Annotated in this window: 16 protein-coding genes; 12 read left to right on the forward strand and 4 right to left on the reverse strand. The window is 48.4% G+C overall.

Annotation, left to right across the window (positions count from 1 at the left end; genetic code table 11):
- Positions 1-420: 420 nt before the first annotated feature.
- From WMO41_RS12060 to rpiB, 3 genes are all read left to right on the forward strand, one after another.
- A complete protein-coding gene (locus WMO41_RS12060; RefSeq protein ID WP_349229962.1) occupies positions 421-1,482 on the forward strand; it encodes a lactonase family protein in 1,062 nt (353 codons plus the stop codon).
- A gap of 75 nt (positions 1,483-1,557) precedes the next feature.
- Positions 1,558-2,637, forward strand: coding sequence for a chorismate synthase (gene aroC, locus WMO41_RS12065; protein WP_349229963.1), 1,080 nt, complete (start codon positions 1,558-1,560; stop codon positions 2,635-2,637).
- Positions 2,638-2,780: 143 nt separating this feature from the next.
- Positions 2,781-3,224: a ribose 5-phosphate isomerase B gene (gene rpiB / locus WMO41_RS12070; RefSeq protein ID WP_118706339.1), complete on the forward strand. Its 444-nt coding sequence runs from the start codon at positions 2,781-2,783 to the stop codon at positions 3,222-3,224.
- 66 nt (positions 3,225-3,290) lie between these two features.
- Here the strand turns inward: rpiB and asnA are convergent, their stop codons facing one another.
- Positions 3,291-4,298 (reverse strand): aspartate--ammonia ligase, encoded by a 1,008-nt coding sequence (gene asnA / locus WMO41_RS12075; protein ID WP_349229964.1) that lies wholly within the window; start codon positions 4,296-4,298, stop codon positions 3,291-3,293.
- Positions 4,299-4,446: 148 nt separating this feature from the next.
- A complete protein-coding gene (locus tag WMO41_RS12080; RefSeq protein ID WP_349229965.1) occupies positions 4,447-5,502 on the reverse strand; it encodes a DUF8462 domain-containing protein in 1,056 nt (351 codons plus the stop codon).
- Positions 5,503-6,114: 612 nt separating this feature from the next.
- Between WMO41_RS12080 and WMO41_RS12085 the strand changes: the two genes are divergently transcribed.
- On the forward strand, positions 6,115-7,548 hold the full coding sequence (locus tag WMO41_RS12085) for a spore germination protein (protein ID WP_349229966.1): 1,434 nt from the start codon (positions 6,115-6,117) through the stop codon (positions 7,546-7,548).
- Between the two features lie 8 nt (positions 7,549-7,556).
- Here WMO41_RS12085 and WMO41_RS12090 read toward each other — a convergent pair whose 3' ends face one another.
- Complete coding sequence (locus tag WMO41_RS12090) at positions 7,557-9,116, reverse strand: class I adenylate-forming enzyme family protein (RefSeq protein WP_349229967.1); 1,560 nt, start codon at positions 9,114-9,116, stop codon at positions 7,557-7,559.
- A 365-nt stretch (positions 9,117-9,481) separates the two neighbouring features.
- Here WMO41_RS12090 and WMO41_RS12095 point away from each other — a divergent pair, with 365 nt between their 5' ends.
- Genes WMO41_RS12095 through WMO41_RS12105 form a run of 3 tightly spaced genes read left to right on the forward strand, consistent with a single transcriptional unit; the run spans position 9,482 to position 12,096 of the window.
- A complete protein-coding gene (locus WMO41_RS12095) occupies positions 9,482-10,282 on the forward strand; it encodes an electron transfer flavoprotein subunit beta/FixA family protein (RefSeq protein ID WP_349229968.1) in 801 nt (266 codons plus the stop codon).
- Positions 10,283-10,293: 11 nt separating this feature from the next.
- A complete protein-coding gene (locus WMO41_RS12100) occupies positions 10,294-11,292 on the forward strand; it encodes an electron transfer flavoprotein subunit alpha/FixB family protein (RefSeq protein WP_349229969.1) in 999 nt (332 codons plus the stop codon).
- Between the two features lie 27 nt (positions 11,293-11,319).
- Positions 11,320-12,096 carry an acyl-CoA dehydratase activase gene (locus WMO41_RS12105; RefSeq protein WP_349229970.1) on the forward strand — a complete coding sequence of 259 codons (777 nt, stop codon included), beginning with the start codon at positions 11,320-11,322 and terminating at the stop codon, positions 12,094-12,096.
- Positions 12,097-12,181: 85 nt separating this feature from the next.
- Here WMO41_RS12105 and WMO41_RS12110 read toward each other — a convergent pair whose 3' ends face one another.
- The gene (locus WMO41_RS12110) at positions 12,182-13,669 is read right to left on the reverse strand and encodes a sigma-54 interaction domain-containing protein (RefSeq protein WP_349229971.1); all 1,488 of its coding nucleotides are present in this window, start codon (positions 13,667-13,669) and stop codon (positions 12,182-12,184) included.
- A 276-nt stretch (positions 13,670-13,945) separates the two neighbouring features.
- Here WMO41_RS12110 and WMO41_RS12115 point away from each other — a divergent pair, with 276 nt between their 5' ends.
- From WMO41_RS12115 to WMO41_RS12135, 5 genes are read left to right on the forward strand one after another with little or no spacing between them, the layout of a single operon-like run.
- A complete protein-coding gene (locus WMO41_RS12115) occupies positions 13,946-15,094 on the forward strand; it encodes an acyl-CoA dehydrogenase family protein (RefSeq protein WP_349229972.1) in 1,149 nt (382 codons plus the stop codon).
- Between the two features lie 14 nt (positions 15,095-15,108).
- Positions 15,109-16,347 carry a CaiB/BaiF CoA transferase family protein gene (locus tag WMO41_RS12120; protein WP_349229973.1) on the forward strand — a complete coding sequence of 413 codons (1,239 nt, stop codon included), beginning with the start codon at positions 15,109-15,111 and terminating at the stop codon, positions 16,345-16,347.
- Between the two features lie 8 nt (positions 16,348-16,355).
- A complete protein-coding gene (locus WMO41_RS12125; protein WP_349229974.1) occupies positions 16,356-17,654 on the forward strand; it encodes a nickel pincer cofactor-dependent isomerase, group 22 in 1,299 nt (432 codons plus the stop codon).
- 35 nt (positions 17,655-17,689) lie between these two features.
- Complete coding sequence (locus WMO41_RS12130) at positions 17,690-18,994, forward strand: 2-hydroxyacyl-CoA dehydratase subunit D (protein ID WP_349229975.1); 1,305 nt, start codon at positions 17,690-17,692, stop codon at positions 18,992-18,994.
- Positions 18,991-20,124, forward strand: a complete 1,134-nt coding sequence (locus WMO41_RS12135; protein WP_349229976.1) for a 2-hydroxyacyl-CoA dehydratase subunit D — start codon at positions 18,991-18,993, stop codon at positions 20,122-20,124. The genes WMO41_RS12130 and WMO41_RS12135 overlap by 4 nt, the downstream gene beginning before the upstream one ends.
- The last annotated feature ends 4 nt before the right edge of the window (positions 20,125-20,128 follow it).

Raw genomic sequence — 20,128 nt, forward strand, 5'->3', positions numbered from 1 at the left:
GGCAAAAATCCCATTGCCGAAGGCAATTTTCAATGGATTTTTGCCCGTAACTGTGAGGGTACTGAACAGTTACGAAAAATGGCTGCTTACTCATGTTTTTGCGGGTCCCAAGGTCCAAAATCCTCCTGCAAGCAAGCTTGCATCGGACTTCTGACCTTTTGACCCTGGTATCATACTATCCGAAAAGTTTAGAAATATTAAATGAATGTAAAATGCACTTCAAAGTTTAGTTTTAGTAAACACAAAACAAGCTCAATTATACTGAAAAATATCGGTATGTCAATAGATTCAGAATAGATTTTTTCAATAATCTGTGGTATGCTGAATAATAGTTGCCGGTCCGTGTGTTTTTGCACGCGGACCGGGTAAAAATTCTGACTTTAAACAGAAAATTTAAGCGATCTAACAGGAGGAAGAGTGATGGCTTCAGAAGGAAAGTATATGGCGTATGTCGGTTCCTATTCATATAATGGCAAAGCAAAAGGAATCACCGTCTATGATGTGGATGTGGAAAAAGGAACATTTAAGGAGCGCTGTGAAGTGGAAGTGGACAACTCTTCTTATGTGACGGCCTCCAACGATAACCGGACTCTTTATTCGGTAGCGGATGAGGGCGTTGTGGCATTCCGCATTCTGGAGAACGGAAGCCTGTCCCGTTTAAACAGCGCAAAGACCAAGGGTATGAGAGCCTGCCACCTCTCTATGGATAAGGAAGACCGCTATGTGTTTGTATCCGGTTTCCATGACGGTAAGGCAACGGTGCTCCGTTTAAGAAAAGACGGAGGCGTTGGCGAAATCGTAGATGGTGTGTTCCACAAGGGTCTCGGCAGTGTGGCTGAGCGTAATTTCCGTCCGCATGTTACCTGCTGCAGACGTACCCCGGACAACAAGTTTGTCATGATCGTGGATTCCGGACTGGATCAGGTGAAGATTTACCGCTTCAGCGAGAAGGACGAGCATCTGGTACAGGTAGACACCATTCCGTGTGAGATGGAGTCCGCTCCGCGTAACCTGCGTTTCAGCTCTGATGGCAAATTCTTCTATTTAATGTACGAGCAGAAGAATGTTATTGATGTATTTACCTATGAGACCGGTGACCGTGTGCCGAATGTGGAGAAGATTCAGACTATCTCCACCATGGGTGAGAAGCACAGCTCCCTGGCGGCTGCCTGCTCCCTTCGTTTTTCTCCGGATGAGAAGCATATGTTCTGCAGCAACGCAGGAGATGAAAGCGTAGCAGTTTACAGCCGCGACGAGAAGACCGGACTTTTAACCATGCTCTGCTGTCTGCCGATCAGCGGTGAGTATCCGAAGGATATTTCCGTATTCCCGGATGACAGGCATCTGGCAGTCATCAACCATGAAAGCAACAGCATTACCTTCTTTAAGATTGATTATGAGAAAAAGCTGCTGATCATGAGCTCCAATGCCATCAAGTGCAATGAGCCGAACAGCTGCATTATTGTGAAAGTAGACGACTGATCTGCTTTTATACTAGGGTGCATGACGCACGGAGGAAACCGGCATGCGGACAAAATGAGAAAAACGGAGAAGAATATGGCAGGATCCACATATGGAACCATCTTCCGCATTATGACCTGGGGGGAGTCTCACGGGAAAGGCGTTGGTGTCACCATCGACGGCTGCCCGGCGGGGCTTCCGCTTTGTGAGGAGGATGTTCAGACTTATTTAAACAGAAGAAAGCCGGGGCAGAGCAAGTTTGCCACTGCAAGAAACGAGGGAGACCAGGTAGAGATTCTTTCCGGTGTGTTTGAGGGAAAGACCACTGGCACACCCATTGCCATGATGGTGCGTAACACCGACCAGCGTTCCAAAGATTACAGCGCGATCATGGACGTATACCGTCCAGGCCATGCGGATTACTGCTTTGAGCAGAAATACGGCTTTCGCGATTACCGGGGCGGCGGACGTTCCTCTGCCCGCGAGACCATTGCCCGGGTGGCAGCAGGAGCGGTAGCCTGCAAGTTGCTGGCTCACTATGGCATTACCGTAAACGCTTATGTGAAGAGTATCGGTGAGTTTGAGATTGATCCAAAGCGTTTCGACTTATCTGAGCGGGACAACAACAGCCTGAATATGCCGGATAAGGTAGCGGCAGAAGAGACTGCGGAGTTCTTAGAGCGCATGATCGCGGCCCAGGATTCCGTGGGCGGTGTGGTAGAGTGTCTGGTGGACGGCATGCCGGTGGGCGTGGGCGAGCCGGTCTTTGACAAGCTGGATGCCAGCCTGGCCAGAGCCATCATGTCCATTGGCGCGGTCAAGGGCTTTGAGATTGGAGACGGCTTTGCGGCAGCGAAAGCCCTGGGCTCCCAGAATAACGATGAGTTTTATGTAGATGCTTATGGCAAGGTGGTAAAGAAAACCAACCACGCCGGCGGCATTTTAGGCGGCATGAGCGACGGCAGCCAGATTGTGCTACGGGCGGCTTTCAAGCCGACTCCGTCCATCGCGCAGCCGCAGAAGACAGCCAACAACCACGGCGAGAATGTAGAGATTGCCATCAAGGGCCGCCACGATCCGGTGGTAGTGCCGAGAGCAGTTGTTGTGGTGGAGGCCATGACGGCTCTGACTATTGTGGATCTGCTGCTCATGGGCAAGAACGCAAGGCTGGACTAAGAGTTACTAATCTGGAATGCGAGGCATCTGTGGAATTTGCTGCAGTTTGCGCAACGCATGAATGGTAACAACGAAGTGATGTACTGGGGAGAATACCAGATATTGGAATAGATTTAAAATGAAAGGCAGGAAACAGGAAAATCATGAAGAAAATTGCTATGGGAAATGACCACTCCGCGGTGGAGATGAAGGAAGCCATCAAGGCATATGTAGAGCAGAAGGGCTACGAGGTCATCGACTTCGGCACCAATTCCAGCGAGAGTTGCGACTACCCGGTATACGGCGAGAAAGTAGGCCGTGCGGTAGCATCCGGCGAAGCAGATTACGGCATTGCCATCTGCGGTACCGGCATCGGTATCGGCCTGGCAGCAGGCAAGGTAAAAGGAGTATTAGTCTGCACCTGCAGCGAGCCGTACAGTGCGAGAATGTCCCGCAGACACAACAACACCAACGTCCTGACCTTTGGTGCCCGCGTGGTAGGCGTGGAGATGGCCAAGATGATCGTGGATGAGTGGCTGGACAACGAGTACGAAGGCGGCCGCCATCAGAGAAGAGTGGATATGATTTTCGATATTGAGAATAAATAATATGGAATAGAAAAAGAAGCCATCCGGCATTGGAATTCGCCGGGTGGCTTCTTTTTGCGCTCTGCCTTACAGCAGCACAATCTTATGCTCTTTGCAGATTTTTCTCATATCCTCCGGCCACAGGCTTGCCTGTACCTCGCCGACATGGGCGCGGTCTAACAGCAGCATGCACAGACGGGACTGTCCGATACCGCCACCGATGGTGTACGGCAACTCGCCGTTTAACAGCATCTTGTGGTACGGAAGGTTCTTTCTCTCCTCGCAGCCGGCTTTCTTTAACTGCTCCTCTAAGGACTTTTCATCTACACGAATACCCATGCTGGAGATTTCCAGTGCGCAGTTCAACTGCTCATACCAGAACAGGATGTCACCGTTTAACTGCCAGTCATCGTAGTCCGGTGCGCGTCCGTCGTGCGGCTCGCCGGTGGTGAGTTTGTCACCGATCTTCATGAGGAAGACGCAGCCGTATTCTTTGGTAATGAGGTTCTCGCGTTCTTTTGGAGTCTTATCTGGGTAGCGGTCTGCCAGTTCCTGGGTGGTGATGAAGGTGATGTGCTCCGGCAGATGCTTTACAGCCTGCGGATACTTGTACCATACCTCATGCTCCATGTGCTTGATGATTTTGAAGATGGTCTGCACGGTAGATTCCAGGGTCTCGATGGTGCGTTCTTCTTTGGTGATGACCTTCTCCCAGTCCCACTGGTCTACATAGCAGGAGTGAAGATTGTCAAGCTCTTCGTCGCGTCGGATGGCATTCATGTTTGTGTAAAGGCCTTCGCCCGGATTAAAGCCGTATTCTTTCAGCGCCATACGTTTCCATTTTGCGAGGGAATGTACGACCTCAACGGTCTCTCCCGGGATTGCGGCGATGTCGAACTGAACCGGACGCTCTACGCCGTTTAAGTTATCGTTCAGACCGCTGGACTGGGTAACGAACAGCGGTGCGGAGATACGCTCCAAGTGCATCTCCTTGCCGAATTCCTTCTGGAATGTGTCGCGAATGTATTTGATCGCTTCCTGAGTCTCACGAACGGTGAGATGGGGATCATAGTTTGCTGGAATGATCAGTGCCATGGTTGTTTCCTCCCTGTATTGCGTTAGGTTTCAAAAAAAAGGAGCTTTGCCTGAGCAAAACTCCGCATGATATTTAATGGTAGCATTTTTGGAATGAAATCACAAGTGTTTTCTATAGAAATATAAAGTTGCCGGAGCATCAAAATGACTACGATTCTATGTCGTAAGATGCAGTAATATTTTTAAATCTTGGCAGGGACAGTGCGATATACCCGTATTCCGGTGCAGTGCAGACGCCCTTGTTGATTAGGCGTTCCCGGTATTTGGAAAAGGTGGTTCCTTTGATTTCAAGTTTATCGCAGAGCTCTTTTACCTTTATCTTTGCACCCTGATCCGGCATGGCTGCGATGATCTGCTTTTCCAGAGGGGACAGATTTGTCCATATTTTCTGGTAAACAAAGTCTTCCAGAAGTCCATCCAGTTCGCGCAGAATCCAGTCGAGCGGTTTCTCATCACGGTACTCCCAGTACAGCATTCCCAGAGCCTGGAAGGCAAACGCATAGCCCATGGTGATATTTGCCAGCTGTCTGGATGTTTCATCATCGATCTGGAAAATATCCTGATATTCGTTTTTTATCTGATTGATGCCAAGGGGGCCAAGGATGATTTTGGGGGCGCGGAGCAGGAATGTCAATACTGGATCATTCTGGATTTCATAAATATTTTCGTAGAGCCCCGTCATGATCAGAAAGACCGGATAGTCTTTTCGTACAAAAATCTGAAACTGGCTGGCAAAAACGCGCATATTTTCATTGGCCACGGCCTCATCAATGGTAATCAGGACTTTTTTATGCTGTTTACCCAGCTTTGCAAGAATTGTTTCGATTTTGCTCACACTGTCGTGATCTTCCATGGCACCGTTATATCCAAGGCCGAAACCGGCTACGGAAATTTCAAATCCTTTTTCAAAAATATTGGGGATATGCTTACTGGCATCTGTCAGACGCATGGCAAATTCCTGAAGTAAAGGTTGCGTGGCATTGAGGTCAACAACAACCCAGTCATCTGATTTACGGAGCTGATTGGCCACAGAGGTCATGAGTACGGTTTTGCCGCTTCCACGGATACCGCTGATAAGATAGGTCTGGCTGATTGGATTGCTGGCCTCAAATGTGGAAAGGATATTATCGGTGCTTTCATATCGGTTGATGTATTTGATAGGCTGTTTTCCAAAGGTAAGAGTAAATGGATTATCGCGTTTCACCTGTGAACCCTCCTTACTATAAATGGATAACTGTTCATAACTCTGGATAACTTTTATAATACTGGATAACTGTTCATAACTCTGGATAACTTCTGAAATTATATTAGCATTCGGCTAATTTTATGTCAAGGAAAGGGAGAAGAAGATCATCAGAAACATAAAAAAATAGGAGCCGCTTTTCCCCCACAGAAAGCAGCTCCTGGTCACGATCAAAAACCGTTACACAATACAGTCTTCGCTTGGTATCCCCATACCAGTTAAGAAAATAAAAGGCGCCGGAGTGATGGCGCTCATGTCTTTCTTACAAAACACACTATAGCATCAAATCCAGGTACCGTCAAGGAATATTGTGCAATTTTAAGAAGATTGTGCACTTTGGAGAGGGAAAACTGCTCAAATTGTATACACGCGTTCGCGACACAAAGACGTTCGTTTGTACTATAAAGAAAAACTAAAAATGTGACAGAAAAACTTTTTTTTAGGTCCAAAAACGAAAGATTCTTTGTGCAACTTTCATGAGAATGCCCCACGCATAAGTGAGGGGAATTCTCACATACTAAATGGAAAGGTACGTTGTAAGTGACACAAAACAAGGAAAGGTGACAGAATACCATGCAGTTTTCAAAAAATCTGGAAGATAATCTGGAACATTTGAAACAGACGCTGAGTCTGGAAAAGAATTTTGATGTGGTTTACCGGGTGATTTCCATAGGTGGAAAGAAAGGCTGTCTGCTGTTTGTGGACGGACTGACGAAGGATGAAGTCCTTTTGAAGGTTCTGCAGGCCTGGTGGAGCATCAAACCAGAAGATATGCCGACGGACGCCCATGGGTTTTCCAAGAAATATATGCCTTACGGGGAAGTGGGGCTGATCGCAAATGAGGAAGATATGATTGTGCAGCTCTTAAGCGGCATTACGGCGGTGCTCATAGACGGGTATGATAAGTGTCTGATGCTGGACTGCCGTACCTACCCGGCCAGGAGTGTGGGAGAACCGGAAAAGGACAAGGTGCTGCGCGGTTCCCGGGATGGCTTTGTGGAAACTCTGATCTTTAACACGGCGCTGATCCGCCGCCGGATCCGGGATCCGAAGCTGATTATGGAGATTCTGTCCGCAGGCAACAGTTCTCATACCGATATTGCAGTCTGTTATATGGAAGGAAGAGTGGATGAGGCGCTCTTGAAAAATATCCGGAACCGGATTAAAAACCTTCAGGTGGACGCGCTGACCATGAATCAGGAGAGCCTGGCGGAGGGAATCTTTCCGCACAAATGGTATAACCCCTTCCCGAAATTTAAGTTTTCCGAGCGGCCGGATACAGCAGCGGCCTGCATTCTGGAGGGGAATATCGTAATTCTGGTGGACAACTCTCCGGCGGCCATGGTACTGCCTTCCTCTGTGTTTGATATCATTGAGGAAGCGGATGACTATTACTTCCCGCCGGTGACCGGTACTTACCTGCGTTTATCCCGCATGATGACGGCCATTCTCTGCCTGCTTCTTACACCCACCTGGCTGCTTGGCATGATGCACGCGGACGCGCTGCCTGAGTGGCTGGCGTTCACCAAGCTTTCCGATGTAACCTATGTGCCGCTGATCTTCCAGCTTCTGATTCTGGAGTTTGCGATTGATGGTCTGCGGCTGGCGGCCATCAACACACCAAACATGCTGACCACGCCCTTAAGCGTTATTGCCGGTATTGTGCTGGGCGAGTATTCCGTGAAATCCGGGTGGTTCAATTCGGAGACGATGCTGTACATGGCTTTTGTGACTATCGCAAACTACAGCCAGTCCAGTTTTGAGCTTGGTTATGCGCTGAAATTCATGCGTGTCATTTTGCTGCTGCTCACGGCGGTGTTTGATGTGTGGGGGTATATCACGGGATTTGTGATCGCAGTCTGCGCGATTGTGTTCAATAAGACAATTGCCGGCAAGAGCTATATTTACCCGATCATTCCTTTCAGCTGGAAGGAACTCAAAAAGCGGTTTTTCCGCGGCCGGCTCCCGGTGATACCGGAGAGCCAGAATGCGGATGTGAATCGCTGAGTTTCTTTTTATTCGTTGTGCCCATATAGGCTTGCGATGATGGGAAGCGAGGTTTTTCCCGCTGCATTTTTGGGCAGAAAATCCACGAACTGGATATATACCGGAATGCGGATGGTTGCAAGACGGGGTTTTAAGAAATCCCGGATTTCCTGAACGGTTGCAGTCATGCCCGGTTTCAGGACAATCAGCGCCTTGCCGACTTCCCCTTTCTGGGAATCCGGAACGCCAATAACACAGACATCTGCGACAGCTGGGAACTCAAACAGCTGGCTTTCAATTTCTGCGGGGTAGATATTTTCTCCGTTGCTGATGAACATGTGCTTTTTTCTGCCAATCACATAGAAAAATCCGTCTTTGTCTTTCAGGCCGATATCGCCGGTGTGCATCCAGCCGTCCGGCATGGCGGCCTGCGTAGCTTCATCATTGTTCCAGTAGCCGGAAAAGAGCAGATTTCCGCGGAACAATAGTTCACCAGGGGTTCCATCCGAAACTTCTTTTCCGTTATCATCGATAATCTTTGCCTCATTGTACGGCATCAGTTTGCCACAGGAGGTATGTTTGGCACGGATATCATCCAGCGTCATGGATCCGGCGGGCATGGAGAGTGTGCCCGGGCTTGTCTCTGTCATTCCGTAACCGTTGCAGAATGTAATTCCCTTTTCCCAGTACTGTTCCATAACATCACTGGATGGCGGTGCTGCACCGCAGCGGCACCATACAATAGATGAAAAATCAGCTTTCATGAAGTCTGGATCGTTCATGAGGCGGCGGTAGGTGCTGGGTACACCCCAGATGACCGTAACTTTTTCCTGTGCGATCAGATGCATGAGTATCTGAGGCTGGAATTTTTTCATAATAATGACACGGCCTCCGGCATAGAGCATGGGAAGAACCAGCGTGTTCCAGGTTGCGGTATGGAACATGGGAAGATAGGCAATTGTGCTGTCTTTGCTGGTGAGATTCCATGTATTCTGCTGTCCGACTGCATTGAAGTAGATGGCCCGGCAGGAGAGCATCGCAGCTTTCGGGATGCCGGTGGTGCCGCCGGTATGCATCAGCAGGATAATGTTTTCCAGGTCATTTAGTTTGATACAGGGCGACTGTGTGTTGTAGTAATACATAATTTGCTGGTAAAGATGCGGGCCAAAGGGGTTTTCTTCTCCGTCCAGAAGAATATAGTGCTGAATTGTAACTTTAGATTCAATGGCAAGCAGTTTGTCTTCGTATTCTTTTTCGTAAAAAATAGCTTTGGGCTGCTCATTGTGGATCATGCAGGCAAGTTCCTCTGGCAGCAGATGAGCATTGTAGGTTGTTGTAATGGCGCCGGTATAAATGGTTGAGAAGAAGGTATCAATATAGACCATGTCATTTTTGGACAAAATGGCAATCCGATCATTGGGGAGTATTTTCAGTTCGTGTTTTAAAAAGTTGGCCAGGCGACAGGCGCGGACTCCAAGATCGCGGTAAGTGTAATGCGCACCGGATTCAAAATCATATACAGCTTCCTGATCAGGATTCCGGTTAATCTGAGTAAAAAAGAAGCTCTGTAAGATGTTGGCATCATCCATAAAATATCCTCCTGTATGTAATAAAAATTGTAAGCGCTTTTTACTTACTGATATATAAAGCAAAAATCATGCCGATTAGGCTGTATGGGAAGAATATAGCAGAATAAGTGAAAAATACAACGAAAATGGATATGAAAAAGATGTGAGTGAAATGCAAATGGGACTGAAGAACAGGAAAATTGTGAAAATACAGATGTGCAAGATACATAATTGCACAAAATACACATTTTGTAATTGCACAAAGTGAAAATAGAATGGGATAAAATGCACAAAATGGAAATAGAAATCCTTTGGGACAAGGAAGAACCAGTTGGCATGAAAGTTGCTGTTTAACTGGGCATCAACGTGCAAAGGAGAGAATGAGCATGAATATTTTAGTGTGTGTGAAACAGGTTCCGGATACGACAGAGATTAAGATCGATCCGGTTACCAATACCCTGATCCGTGCGGGAGTTCCTAGTATTGTCAATCCATTTGATGCTTATGCCCTGGAGATGGCAGTGCGTTTAAAAGAAAAGGCAGGTGGAAAAATTACGGTAGTCAGCATGGGACCGGCACAGGCAAAAGAGGCTCTGAAATCCTGCCTTGCGGTAGGCGCAGATCAGGCGTTTCTGGTCACGGATCGTGCGTTTGGCGGTTCTGATACGCTGGCTACAAGTTACATTTTATCATGCGCTGTGAAAAAAATGGAGGAAGACCAAGGAGCACCTTTTGACTTTATCTTTTGCGGAAAACAGGCAATCGATGGAGATACCGGCCAGGTCGGTCCGTCCCTTGCGCAGCATCTGGGTCTTGCCAGGGTAACCTATGCGGTAGATTGTGAATGGAACGATGAGCATCTGGAAGTAAAGCGGGAATACGATGAAGGTTATGATATCTTAAAGTGCCCAATCCCGGCGTTGGTTACTGTTTCCAAACCGTCCTATGAGCCTCGTTATCCTACTATCCGTTCAAAAATGGCAGCAGGCAGAGCTGTGATTGGAGAAATCACTGCGGCAGATTTGGAAATCGATCTGAGCAAGGCAGGCTTAAAGGGATCCCCGACCAAGGTAAAGAAAACTTTTACACCGGTACATAACAAGCAGGGTGTCAAAATCCAGGAAGAGACAGGCGAACAATCTGCGTTAAAGCTGGTGCAGCTTATGACTGATGCAAATCTGGTGTAGGAGGAAAAGACATGTTTGAGAATAATAAAAATATCTGGGTTTACATGGAGACGGAAGAAGGAAAACCAAAAGCGGTAGGATTTGAACTGTTAGCACCGGGCCGCAATCTTGCTGACAAGCGGGGATGCAGTCTTGTGGCAGTTGTGATCGGAAATGGCGTAGAGGAAACGGCAAAACAGGCTATCGCATATGGTGCGGACCAGGTTTTGCTGTTAGATGCACCAGAGTACAACATCTATAACACAGATGTGTTCGGTGAGGCAATGGTTGGACTGATCGAGAAATACCAGCCTGAAGGAATTCTGATTGGTGCAACAAATAACGGCCGTGATCTTGGTCCGTGTGTTTCCTGCCGGATTAAAACCGGACTGACTGCAGATTGTACTGCCATTGACCTAGATGGAGAGAGCGGCAATATCGCATGGACAAGACCGGCATTTGGCGGCAATCTGATGGCAACCATCCTGTGTCCGAATACCAGGCCACAGATGGGCACGGTGCGTCCAGGTGTATTCAAAAAGCCTGTAGCAGATGAAAGCCGTACCGGTGAGATCATTCGGGAACAGATGAAGATTCCGGAGAATCGTGTAGAACTGATTAAGAGAGTACGGGAAGTAGCAGAAAGCGTGAATCTGGATGAGGCAGAGATTATTGTATCCGGCGGAAATGGCGTTGGTTCTGCAGAGAACTTTTCCTACATAAAGGCCCTTGCGGATATACTTGGCGGTGCAGTCGGTGCCTCCAGGGCAGCAGTTGATAACGGCTGGATCTCCCATGCACACCAGGTGGGGCAGACCGGAAAAACCGTGGCGCCAAAGCTGTATATTGCCTGCGGCATCTCCGGGGCGATTCAGCATATTGCGGGAATGTCTGGTTCGGATACCATCATTGCTGTAAACAAAGACCCGGATGCACCGATTTTCTCTGTGGCAGATTACGGAATTGTTGGAGATTTGTTTGAGGTTCTGCCGGTACTGACAGCAGAATTTAAGAAGATTAAGGAAACTTAAAGAAAACAAAGAGTCTGGAGAGATGACATGTTTACAATGGGAATTGATATTGGGTCCACCTCTTCCAAGGCAGTGATCCTGGAAGATGGAACCCGCGTGGCAGCCAGAAAGGTGATTGAAGCTGGCATTGGATCAGAGGGTCCGGACCGTGTTTTTGCGGATGCTCTGAGTGAGGCCGGAATCACGCACGAAGAGATTACAAGGGTTATGGCGACCGGCTATGGGCGCATGACCTTTCACGGTGCGGATGATCAGGCGAGTGAGCTGAGCTGTCATGGAAAAGGAATTCACTATCTGATCCCGGAAGCCAGAGTCGTGATCGATATTGGCGGCCAGGATGCGAAAGTAATGCAGATCAATGAGCGCGGAACACTGCTGAACTTTGTAATGAATGATAAGTGTGCAGCCGGAACCGGCCGTTTTCTGGATGTGATGGCAGGAATTCTGTCTGTGCAGACATCGGAGCTTGCAGAGCTTGCAGCAAAGGCAGAGGAACCCCTCAGCATCAGCAGTGTGTGTACGGTATTTGCGGAGTCCGAGGTAATCTCGCACCTGGCAGCAGGAGCGACCCGATCAGATGTGGCAGCCGGAATTCACCAGTCGGTAGCAAAACGGGTTGCCGGGTTGGGCAACCGGATTGGATTCCGGGGACCGATTGCCATGAGTGGAGGAGTAGCACTGAATGCCGGCGTAGTCCGTGCACTGGAACATGAACTGGGAAGGCAGATCGTGACACACCCGGACGCCCAGCTTGCGGGCGCCTACGGTGCGGCAATCCTGGCATTTGAAAAGGAAACTATGTAATAAAAATGAGGCATATGCAGCGGTGCGGATCCTTTCCCCCGGGATCCGGCTGCTGGAATATGCCTCATTTTTATGATATGAACATTTACAGGAGTCCGTATTTTTTTAATTTGTACTGCAGGGTACGGCGAGAAATGTGCAGGTACACCGCGGTTTTTTCTCTATGGTTCTGGTTGATGCGCAGTGCTTCCATGATAGCAGCTTTTTCTTCTTCCGGATCAGAGGATCTGGATCGTGAGTTTTTTTGTGGAGCTGACGGCTGCGGGAGATCTGTATTGTCCGGACTGCCGGATTCTGCAAGAATGTCTTCCGGCATGCCGACAGGAAGTATGGAATGATCTGCAGCAGCCTCTGCTTCCTGCAAACCGGTATCTTCCTGTTGGGAATTCGGAAGGAAGGATGCAATGTTTTTTACGGAGAGCAAGGCATCTTCCGGCCCCATGATCACGAGCCGCTCTACAAAATTCTTTAATTCACGGACATTGCCGGGCCAGCTGTAAGCCAGCATTTCCCGGTAGAGGTTTGCGGAAAACGCACGGTTCCGCTTATACCGCTCCTGAAAGATCTTCTCGTATGCCCGGGCAAGAGGGATGATGTCTTCCAGACGTCTGCGCAGCGGCTGGATGTGAAAGGCCAGGACATTGATGCGATAGTACAGATCAAGGCGGAAGGTCTTGTTTTTTACGCATTGAAGCAGGTCTACATTGGAAGCAACGATGAGGCGGAAATCCACTTGGCGGGATTTTAAGGAACCAATCCGCTTTACAGTTTTGGTTTCGATGGTGCGTAGCAGCTTGCCCTGGAGTTCCAGCGGGAGCGAGTTTAACTCATCCAGGAACAGTGTGCCATGGTCAGCGGCCTCAATCAGGCCGGCTTTGCTCTGGTTTGCACCGGTGAAACTTCCCTTTTCATAGCCGAACAGCTCTGCCTCTACCAAGGCAGATGGAAGTGCCGTACAGTCTACGGTGATCATTTCCTGGTCCCGGCGGTTGCTGGACGCGTGGATAAAACGTGCCAGCACTTCTTTTCCGGTACCGCTTTCCCCGGTGATCAATACGGTTGCATCGGTGTCAGCGACTTCTTGGGCTTTGGCATACATGGCCTTGGAGGTGGGATTCTCTGCAATAATCCGACTGTCTCCAATAAAAAAGGAAGAGGAATCATCTTCAGAGACTTCAACGGTTGTGCCGGAGTCAATGAAGGATTCCAGATTCTGGTAATAGGCAATGTAATTTTTGATGGAATTTGCCTCGTCAAAAATAGGATAGACGGTTACTAGCTGTTTCCTCAGGCAGGAACCGTCCGGTGAAACTACATTTTGCACATCAGAGAGCGGGATCTTCTTTTCACGCACAGAATCTAGAACACACTTGTCAATCAGTTTGTTGTGGAGAAGATCGAAGGCAGTACGGGACTCATAAAATGCACGAGTGACATTGCGGATTTTCAGAAAAGAGTCATTCATGTAAAGAAACTTTCCATTCTGGTCAAAGACGCAAATGCCGATGTCGGTAAGATTATCGGAAAAGCATGCGGAATCTGCGCTGGCTTGTTTTGGTATCGGTAATGACATGCTGATCAAATCTCCTTTGTAGTGACATACATAATTATAAAGGTAATTATAGACCAACGAATATGAAAATGCAAATAGAACGTTGTGCAGAATTAGGTTAAAAATTGCACAATCTTTCATTGCACTTGTGCAAATCGTTGGGGTTGCACAATAAAAAATGAATGGAATGCGTTTATATGGACGTTATTACATGCAAAACGATAAGCAATGCACATGGCATGGAATTTGCTCTTAAATTAAGCATAACCAATATGGAACGTGTAAGAGGAGGAACGAATGCATAACTATTTTTTATTAAGTGACACAGAAAAAGATCTCCAGATGATGGTAAGAGAGTTTATGGAAAAGGAAGTTGCTCCGGGACTGGGCGAGTACGACGAGAAGAGTTATATCCCGGACGAGATCGTGCAGATGGGCATTGATATGGGCCTGCACTGCATGAACATTCCAGCAGAGTACGGCGGAATGGGACTGACTGCAAGAGAGATGTCCATCATCCGTGAGGAGATCGGAAAAGTAGACGCAGGATTTTCCGTTACCATGGGCAACAACTGCCTGGGTGTTACGCCTACCATGATCTTCGGAACCGAGGAGCAAAAAAAATACGTTGCGGATATTGTAGTTCCGGGTGGTTTCAATCCATTCTGTCTGACTGAGCCGCAGGCTGGCTCCGATGCAACAGCAATCCGGACAACAGCAAAGAAAGATGGTGATGATTACATAATCAATGGCCGCAAGTGTTTCATTACCAATGGTGATCGCGGCGATATCTACATTGTATTTGCCTATACCGATAAGGAAAAAGGAATCAACGGCGGTATGTCTGCATTCCTGGTTGAGCGAAATCTTCCGGGTGTTTCTGTAGGAAAACACGAAAACAAGATGGGACTTCGCACCAACAGTACCTGTGATGTTATCTTCGAGGATGTACGTGTACCGAAGAGAAACCTGGTGGGTGAGGAAGGAAAAGGATACCAGATCGCAATGAAGACCCTGGAACGTTCCAGACCGTTAGGATCTGCAACATCCGTAGGCATCTGCCAGTCCGTCATCGATCTCTGCATCAAATATGCAAATGACCGTGTCGTATTCGGCAAACCGCTGGCAGCAAAACAGGCAATCAAGTTTATGGTAGCAGACATGGAGATTCAGACACAGGCAGCAAGACAGATGGTTATGTACGCATCAGACCTGATCGATCACGGTATTTATGATGGAACCACAGGATCCTGCGTAAAGGCTTTCTGTTCTGATACTGCAATGAAGGTAACCACGGACGGTGTTCAGATATTCGGCGGCTACGGTTATTCCAAGGAATATCCGATGGAAAAGAAAATGCGTGACGCGAAGCTGTTCCAGATCTTTGAGGGAACCAATCAGATCCAGCGCGTCGTTATCAGCGGCAGCCTGTTTAAGAGATCATAACGGAGGATAGGAACATGGGACCATTGGAAGGAATCAGGGTTTTAGATTTGTCCAACTTCCTGGCGGCATCAACAGCTGGCAGGATCATGGCAGAGTGGGGAGCAGATGTCATTAAAATCGAGCCTCCGCAGGGCGATACATACCGGAATAACGGACCTTACATGGGAATCCCGATCTATGAGAGGGGCGTAGTTGGAAATCCAAGCTACGATAATGAAAACGGAAATAAACGCTGGGTGGCACTGAACTTAAAGAGTGAAAAGGGAAAAGAAGCCCTGTTTAAGCTGTTGGATACTGCAGATGTGCTGCTCACCAATTACCGCCCGGGCGCGTTAAAGAAGCTGGGAATCAGCTATGAAGACTTAAAGGAACGGTATCCGGGACTGGTATATGGCATGATCCTCGGATACGGCCCAAAAGGCCCAGCAAAAGATAAACCGGGATTTGACTACACTGCATTCTATGCAAGAAGCGGATTGATGGCAGATGCAGCACCGCGCGGTCAAGATCTTCTCAATACGGTAGCAGGTCTTGGTGATCACTTTGCAGCAACAGCATTGATCGCAGGCGTGAACGCAGCACTGGTAAAGCGGGGCAATACCGGAAAAGGTGATCTGGTTCAGGCAAGTCTGTTCCAGGCAGGCTGCTTCGCATTAAGCTCCGGTTTCCTTTCCGCATACAGCGGCAAGGCATGGCCGAGAACCAGATTTGAACCGAACAACTCCACTTCCAATACTTACAAATGTAAGGATGGCGACTGGTTCTATCTGGCGGGAACTGCCTATGACAAACAGTGGGCAGACATTGCGACAAATGTGCTGGAACGTCCGGATATGGCAGATGACCCGCGCTTCGTGACAAGAAAAGCCGTGGAAGACACAGGCAGCATGGAGACACAGGTTAAAATGATGGATGAGATCTTTGCCACAAAGACCTATGAGGAATGGGCAAAGATCATGACGGAAAATGACGTGGCATTCGAGAAAGCACAGCATTTCACGGAACTGGTAAAAGATCCGCAGGCACTGGAGAATGAATACATTTTTTACCATACCTATGGAAATGAGAAGGAAGCACCGTTTGCACACGCACCGGCAACCATCGCATCCAACGAGTGGCCGGAATTCGCACCGGCAAAGCTGACCGGTTCCGATACAAAGGCAGTTCTGAAGGAAGCCGGATACAGTGAAGAAGAACTTCAGGCAATGGTGGAAGCAGGAGACATCTCGGAGGCCGTGATTACAGTAAAGTAGGTGATATCGTGGATGGATTGCATATAGATTTTACACCGATCCGGGCGAAAATGGAGGGCCTGGACCAGGTAGTACTTCCAAAGATGGTAAAGATCCGTCAGTTATATGACAGCAGCAGGATCGAGGATGTCCCGGCCTGGCTGGAAAAAGAACTGGAGGAAAAAATCCGGGAACCGGAGCGCTTAACGGGAAAGCAGATCTGCCTGACAGCAGGAAGCAGAGGTATTCCGTTTTACGCGGAAATCATGAAAACCCTGATTAGCTGGCTGAAAAAATACGGTGCATGTCCCTTCATCATCCCGGCTATGGGAAGTCATGCAGGAGGCGTTGCAGAGGGCCAGAAAGAGATGCTGGCAACCTTTGGAATCACGGAGGAGGCCATGGGCGTGCCGATCCGTGCATCCATGGATACCGTGAAGGCAGGTGAGCTGGAAAGCGGAATCCCGATTTACTGCGACAAATACGCCTGGGAGTCAGACGGGGTCATCGTCATCAATAAGATCAAACCCCACACCAGCTTCAAGGGTGATTATGAAAGCGGCTTGATGAAGATGATGGCTATTGGAATGGCAAAGCATAAAGGTGCAGCCAGAATCCATATGGAAGGCTATGAAAACTTTGCAAGGCTGATTCCGGAGATCGGACATTTTTGTCTGGAGCATGAACCAATCCTTTTCGGAGTCGGAATTGTGCAGAACGCCTACGACGATATCTGTAATCTGGAGGTAATTCCGAAGGATGAGATTCCGGATCGGGAGAAGGAACTTTTACAGATTGCCAAGGACAAGCTGGCAAAATTCAAATTCGGAAAGACCGATGTGCTGATCATAGATGAGATCGGAAAGAACATCGGCGGCGCAGGATTTGACCCGAACGTAGTCGCAAGGCGTGACCGCATCTATCCCGGTGCACTGGTAAGCCAGAACATTTTTGTGCGGGGACTGACGGAAGAAACTCACTGCAATGCCAGTGGAATTGGAACGATCGAAGTGACAACACTCCGGTGTGTGCGCCAGATCGACTGGGCCATCACCTGGACGAATATGATGACTGCGAACTTCCTGCCGGGATGCCGCATTCCATGTTTTGCGGAGAATGATCGGCAGGCACTGTACTGGGCAATCCGGACCTGTACTGGAATTGATTACAGCAAGGCAAAGATAGTTCGGATCAAAGATACCATGCATCTGTTTGAGATTGAGGTATCGGAGAATCTGGCAGAAAAGCTGAAGCAGAGAGAAGATATTGAAATTTTATCAGAACCGGAAGAAATCCGGTTTGGTGAAGACGGATATATTCAGGAGTAAATAACATTCACATGGATAAAGACAGGAGGAGAGAAATGGCAGAGGAACAAAAAACGAATGCAGAGCCTGCTCCGAACGGGTCATCCGGACAGGCAGCCGATCCGCCTAAAAAGAAAAAAGTATTATCGAAATCCAGAATTATGGTAGGCGAGCAGCTGACTAAGCTGTATCAGGATACCGTAGCAGCCAAAGAACGGGGAGAAAAGATCGGATGGTCCGCATCCATTTTCCCGCAGGAGATCGCAGAGGCAATGGGCCTTTATATTGTGTATCCGGAGAATCATGCAGCAGGCCTGGCAGCGAGACACCAGGCGGAAGAGTATCTGAACTACGCAGAGGGAGAGGGCTACAACATGGATGTCTGCTCCTATGCGAGAATCAATCTGGCTTACATGGATTCTCTGACAGCGCCGGGCAACAATATGCCGAAACCGGATTTTGTGCTTTGCTGCAACAATATCTGCAACCAGCTGACAAAATGGTTTGAAAATCTGGCAAGAAAGTTTGATGTGCCGATGTTCCTGATCGACACGGTATACAACTATACGCCAACCGCTTCTGAGGAAAAAGTAAAATACGTCAGAAATCAGATTGATGAGTATATCAAAGGACTGGAGGGACTGACCGGGAAGAAACTGGATCCGGCAAAACTGGAGCATGTGATGCGTGTCTCCTTAAGAAACAAGGATCTGTGGAGAAAGGCGAACGAGTTGCTTGCCCACAAGCCATCCCCGTTGACTGGTTTTGAGTTATTCAACTACATGTCCTGTATGGTATGCTGCCGGGGCAAGGAAAGCACCACGGCAATTCTGGAACAGCTGATTTCCGAGATTGAAGAGAATTTAAAGACCGGAAAGAGTACATTCCCGGTAGAAGAAAAATACCGGATCTTCTGGGAAGGCATCGCATGCTGGCCGTATCTGGGCCACACCTTAAAGACTCTGAGAAACTACGGGGTAAACTTGGTGGCAACCGGATATGTAAATGCATGGGGACTGGAATATGAAGTGAACGATCTGGACGGACTGGCAAGAGCTTACATTGACCTGCCGAACAATAATAACAATCTGGATACGATCGTTGCACGCCGCGTGGAAGCTGTGAAGCAGTTCCAGTGCGATGGCGTGGTATACCATGTAAACCGAAGTTGCAAGGTTATGGACTGCCAGCAGTATGAGCTTCAGAGACGTGTTCAGGAAGGAACCGAAGTCCCGTATATGGCTTTTGATGGAGACCAGGCAGACTTCAGGGCCTACAGCGAAGCACAGTATGAGACGCGGGTTCAGGCATTTGTGGAATTGATGGAAGAAGCAAAACGCCAGAGAGGAGATGGAGAATGAGCAGACTGGAACAGATCATAGAACAGTTAATGAAAATCTCCCATGATCCGCGAAAACAGCTGGAACGTTATCAGAGTGAGGGGAAAAAGGTAGTGGGATGTTTCCCACCCTACACTCCGCAGGAACTGGTGATGGCAGCAGGTATGGTTCCGATGGGAATCTGGGGAAGCCAGACTGAGAGTTATCAGGTAAGAGCTTATGTTCCGGCATTCTGCTGTCCGATCATGCAGAGCAGCCTGGAAATGGGACTGAATGGAAGCATGAAGGGCTTAAGTGCAGTTATGATCCCGGCAATCTGTGATGCGCTGCGTTGCATTACTCAGAACTGGAAGGTAGGAGTGCCGGATATTCCGATGATTCCGGTAACCTATCCGCAGAACCGGACAGATGCAGGAATCCAGTTCTTAAAGAGCGAATATGAAGTGATCCGGGCAAGGCTGGAGAAAGTGGCCGGACATCCGATTACAGAAGAAGACTTAAAAGCAGCGCTTGAAATTTCCAGACAGCACAGCCGTGCAATGTTGGAATTTGCAGAAGAAGCCCGGAAACATCCAGACCGCATTACACCGATCATCCGCCACAGCGTTATGAAGAGTGCCTGGTTTATGGAGAAGAAAGAGCATTTGGCACTGGTAAAGGAACTGACCGAAGAACTGAAAAAAGAGCCGGAATGTGACTGGAAAGGCGGACGGGTGATCTTAAGCGGAATCACCGGAGAGCCGGATGAGCTTTTAAAGCTTCTGGAAGAATACGGACTCATGGTGGACAGTGATGATCTTGCCCAGGAGAGCCGCCAGTATACAGCAGAGATTCCGGAGGGGGATGACGCACTGCTGTGCCTGGCAGAACAGTGGAAGGACAGAAAGTGTTCCCTGGTTCATGATACAGAAAAAACAAGACTGGTCCGCATGTGCGAGACAGCAAAAGAACATCAGGTGCAGGGTGTGATCACATGCATGATGAAGTTCTGTGACCAGGAAGAATACGATCTGCCGGTTATGAATGCGATGATGAAAAAACTGGAAATTCCGGTGCTCGCACTGGAGATCGATCAGCAGCCGGGAACTGCAGAGCAGTTACGAACCCGGATCCAGACGTTTGCGGAAATGATTTGCAATTCAAAAAAATAAAGGG

The organism is Ventrimonas faecis, assembly GCF_040096075.1.
Classification (GTDB): Bacteria; Bacillota; Clostridia; order Lachnospirales; family Lachnospiraceae; genus Brotaphodocola; species Brotaphodocola faecis.

What these genes read in the sequence shown, in the direction of transcription:
- WMO41_RS12115 (WP_349229972.1), top strand. Translation starts at nt 13,946, where the DNA reads ATGCATAACTATTTTTTATTAAGTGACACAGAAAAAGATCTCCAGATG.
- WMO41_RS12085 (WP_349229966.1), top strand. Translation starts at nt 6,115, where the DNA reads ATGCAGTTTTCAAAAAATCTGGAAGATAATCTGGAACATTTGAAACAG.
- WMO41_RS12135 (WP_349229976.1), top strand. Translation starts at nt 18,991, where the DNA reads ATGAGCAGACTGGAACAGATCATAGAACAGTTAATGAAAATCTCCCAT.
- asnA (WP_349229964.1), bottom strand. Translation starts at nt 4,298, where the DNA reads ATGGCACTGATCATTCCAGCAAACTATGATCCCCATCTCACCGTTCGT.
- WMO41_RS12060 (WP_349229962.1), top strand. Translation starts at nt 421, where the DNA reads ATGGCTTCAGAAGGAAAGTATATGGCGTATGTCGGTTCCTATTCATAT.
- aroC (WP_349229963.1), top strand. Translation starts at nt 1,558, where the DNA reads ATGGCAGGATCCACATATGGAACCATCTTCCGCATTATGACCTGGGGG.
- WMO41_RS12095 (WP_349229968.1), top strand. Translation starts at nt 9,482, where the DNA reads ATGAATATTTTAGTGTGTGTGAAACAGGTTCCGGATACGACAGAGATT.
- WMO41_RS12105 (WP_349229970.1), top strand. Translation starts at nt 11,320, where the DNA reads ATGTTTACAATGGGAATTGATATTGGGTCCACCTCTTCCAAGGCAGTG.
- WMO41_RS12110 (WP_349229971.1), bottom strand. Translation starts at nt 13,669, where the DNA reads ATGTCATTACCGATACCAAAACAAGCCAGCGCAGATTCCGCATGCTTT.
- WMO41_RS12090 (WP_349229967.1), bottom strand. Translation starts at nt 9,116, where the DNA reads ATGGATGATGCCAACATCTTACAGAGCTTCTTTTTTACTCAGATTAAC.
- rpiB (WP_118706339.1), top strand. Translation starts at nt 2,781, where the DNA reads ATGAAGAAAATTGCTATGGGAAATGACCACTCCGCGGTGGAGATGAAG.
- WMO41_RS12100 (WP_349229969.1), top strand. Translation starts at nt 10,294, where the DNA reads ATGTTTGAGAATAATAAAAATATCTGGGTTTACATGGAGACGGAAGAA.
- WMO41_RS12130 (WP_349229975.1), top strand. Translation starts at nt 17,690, where the DNA reads ATGGCAGAGGAACAAAAAACGAATGCAGAGCCTGCTCCGAACGGGTCA.
- WMO41_RS12120 (WP_349229973.1), top strand. Translation starts at nt 15,109, where the DNA reads ATGGGACCATTGGAAGGAATCAGGGTTTTAGATTTGTCCAACTTCCTG.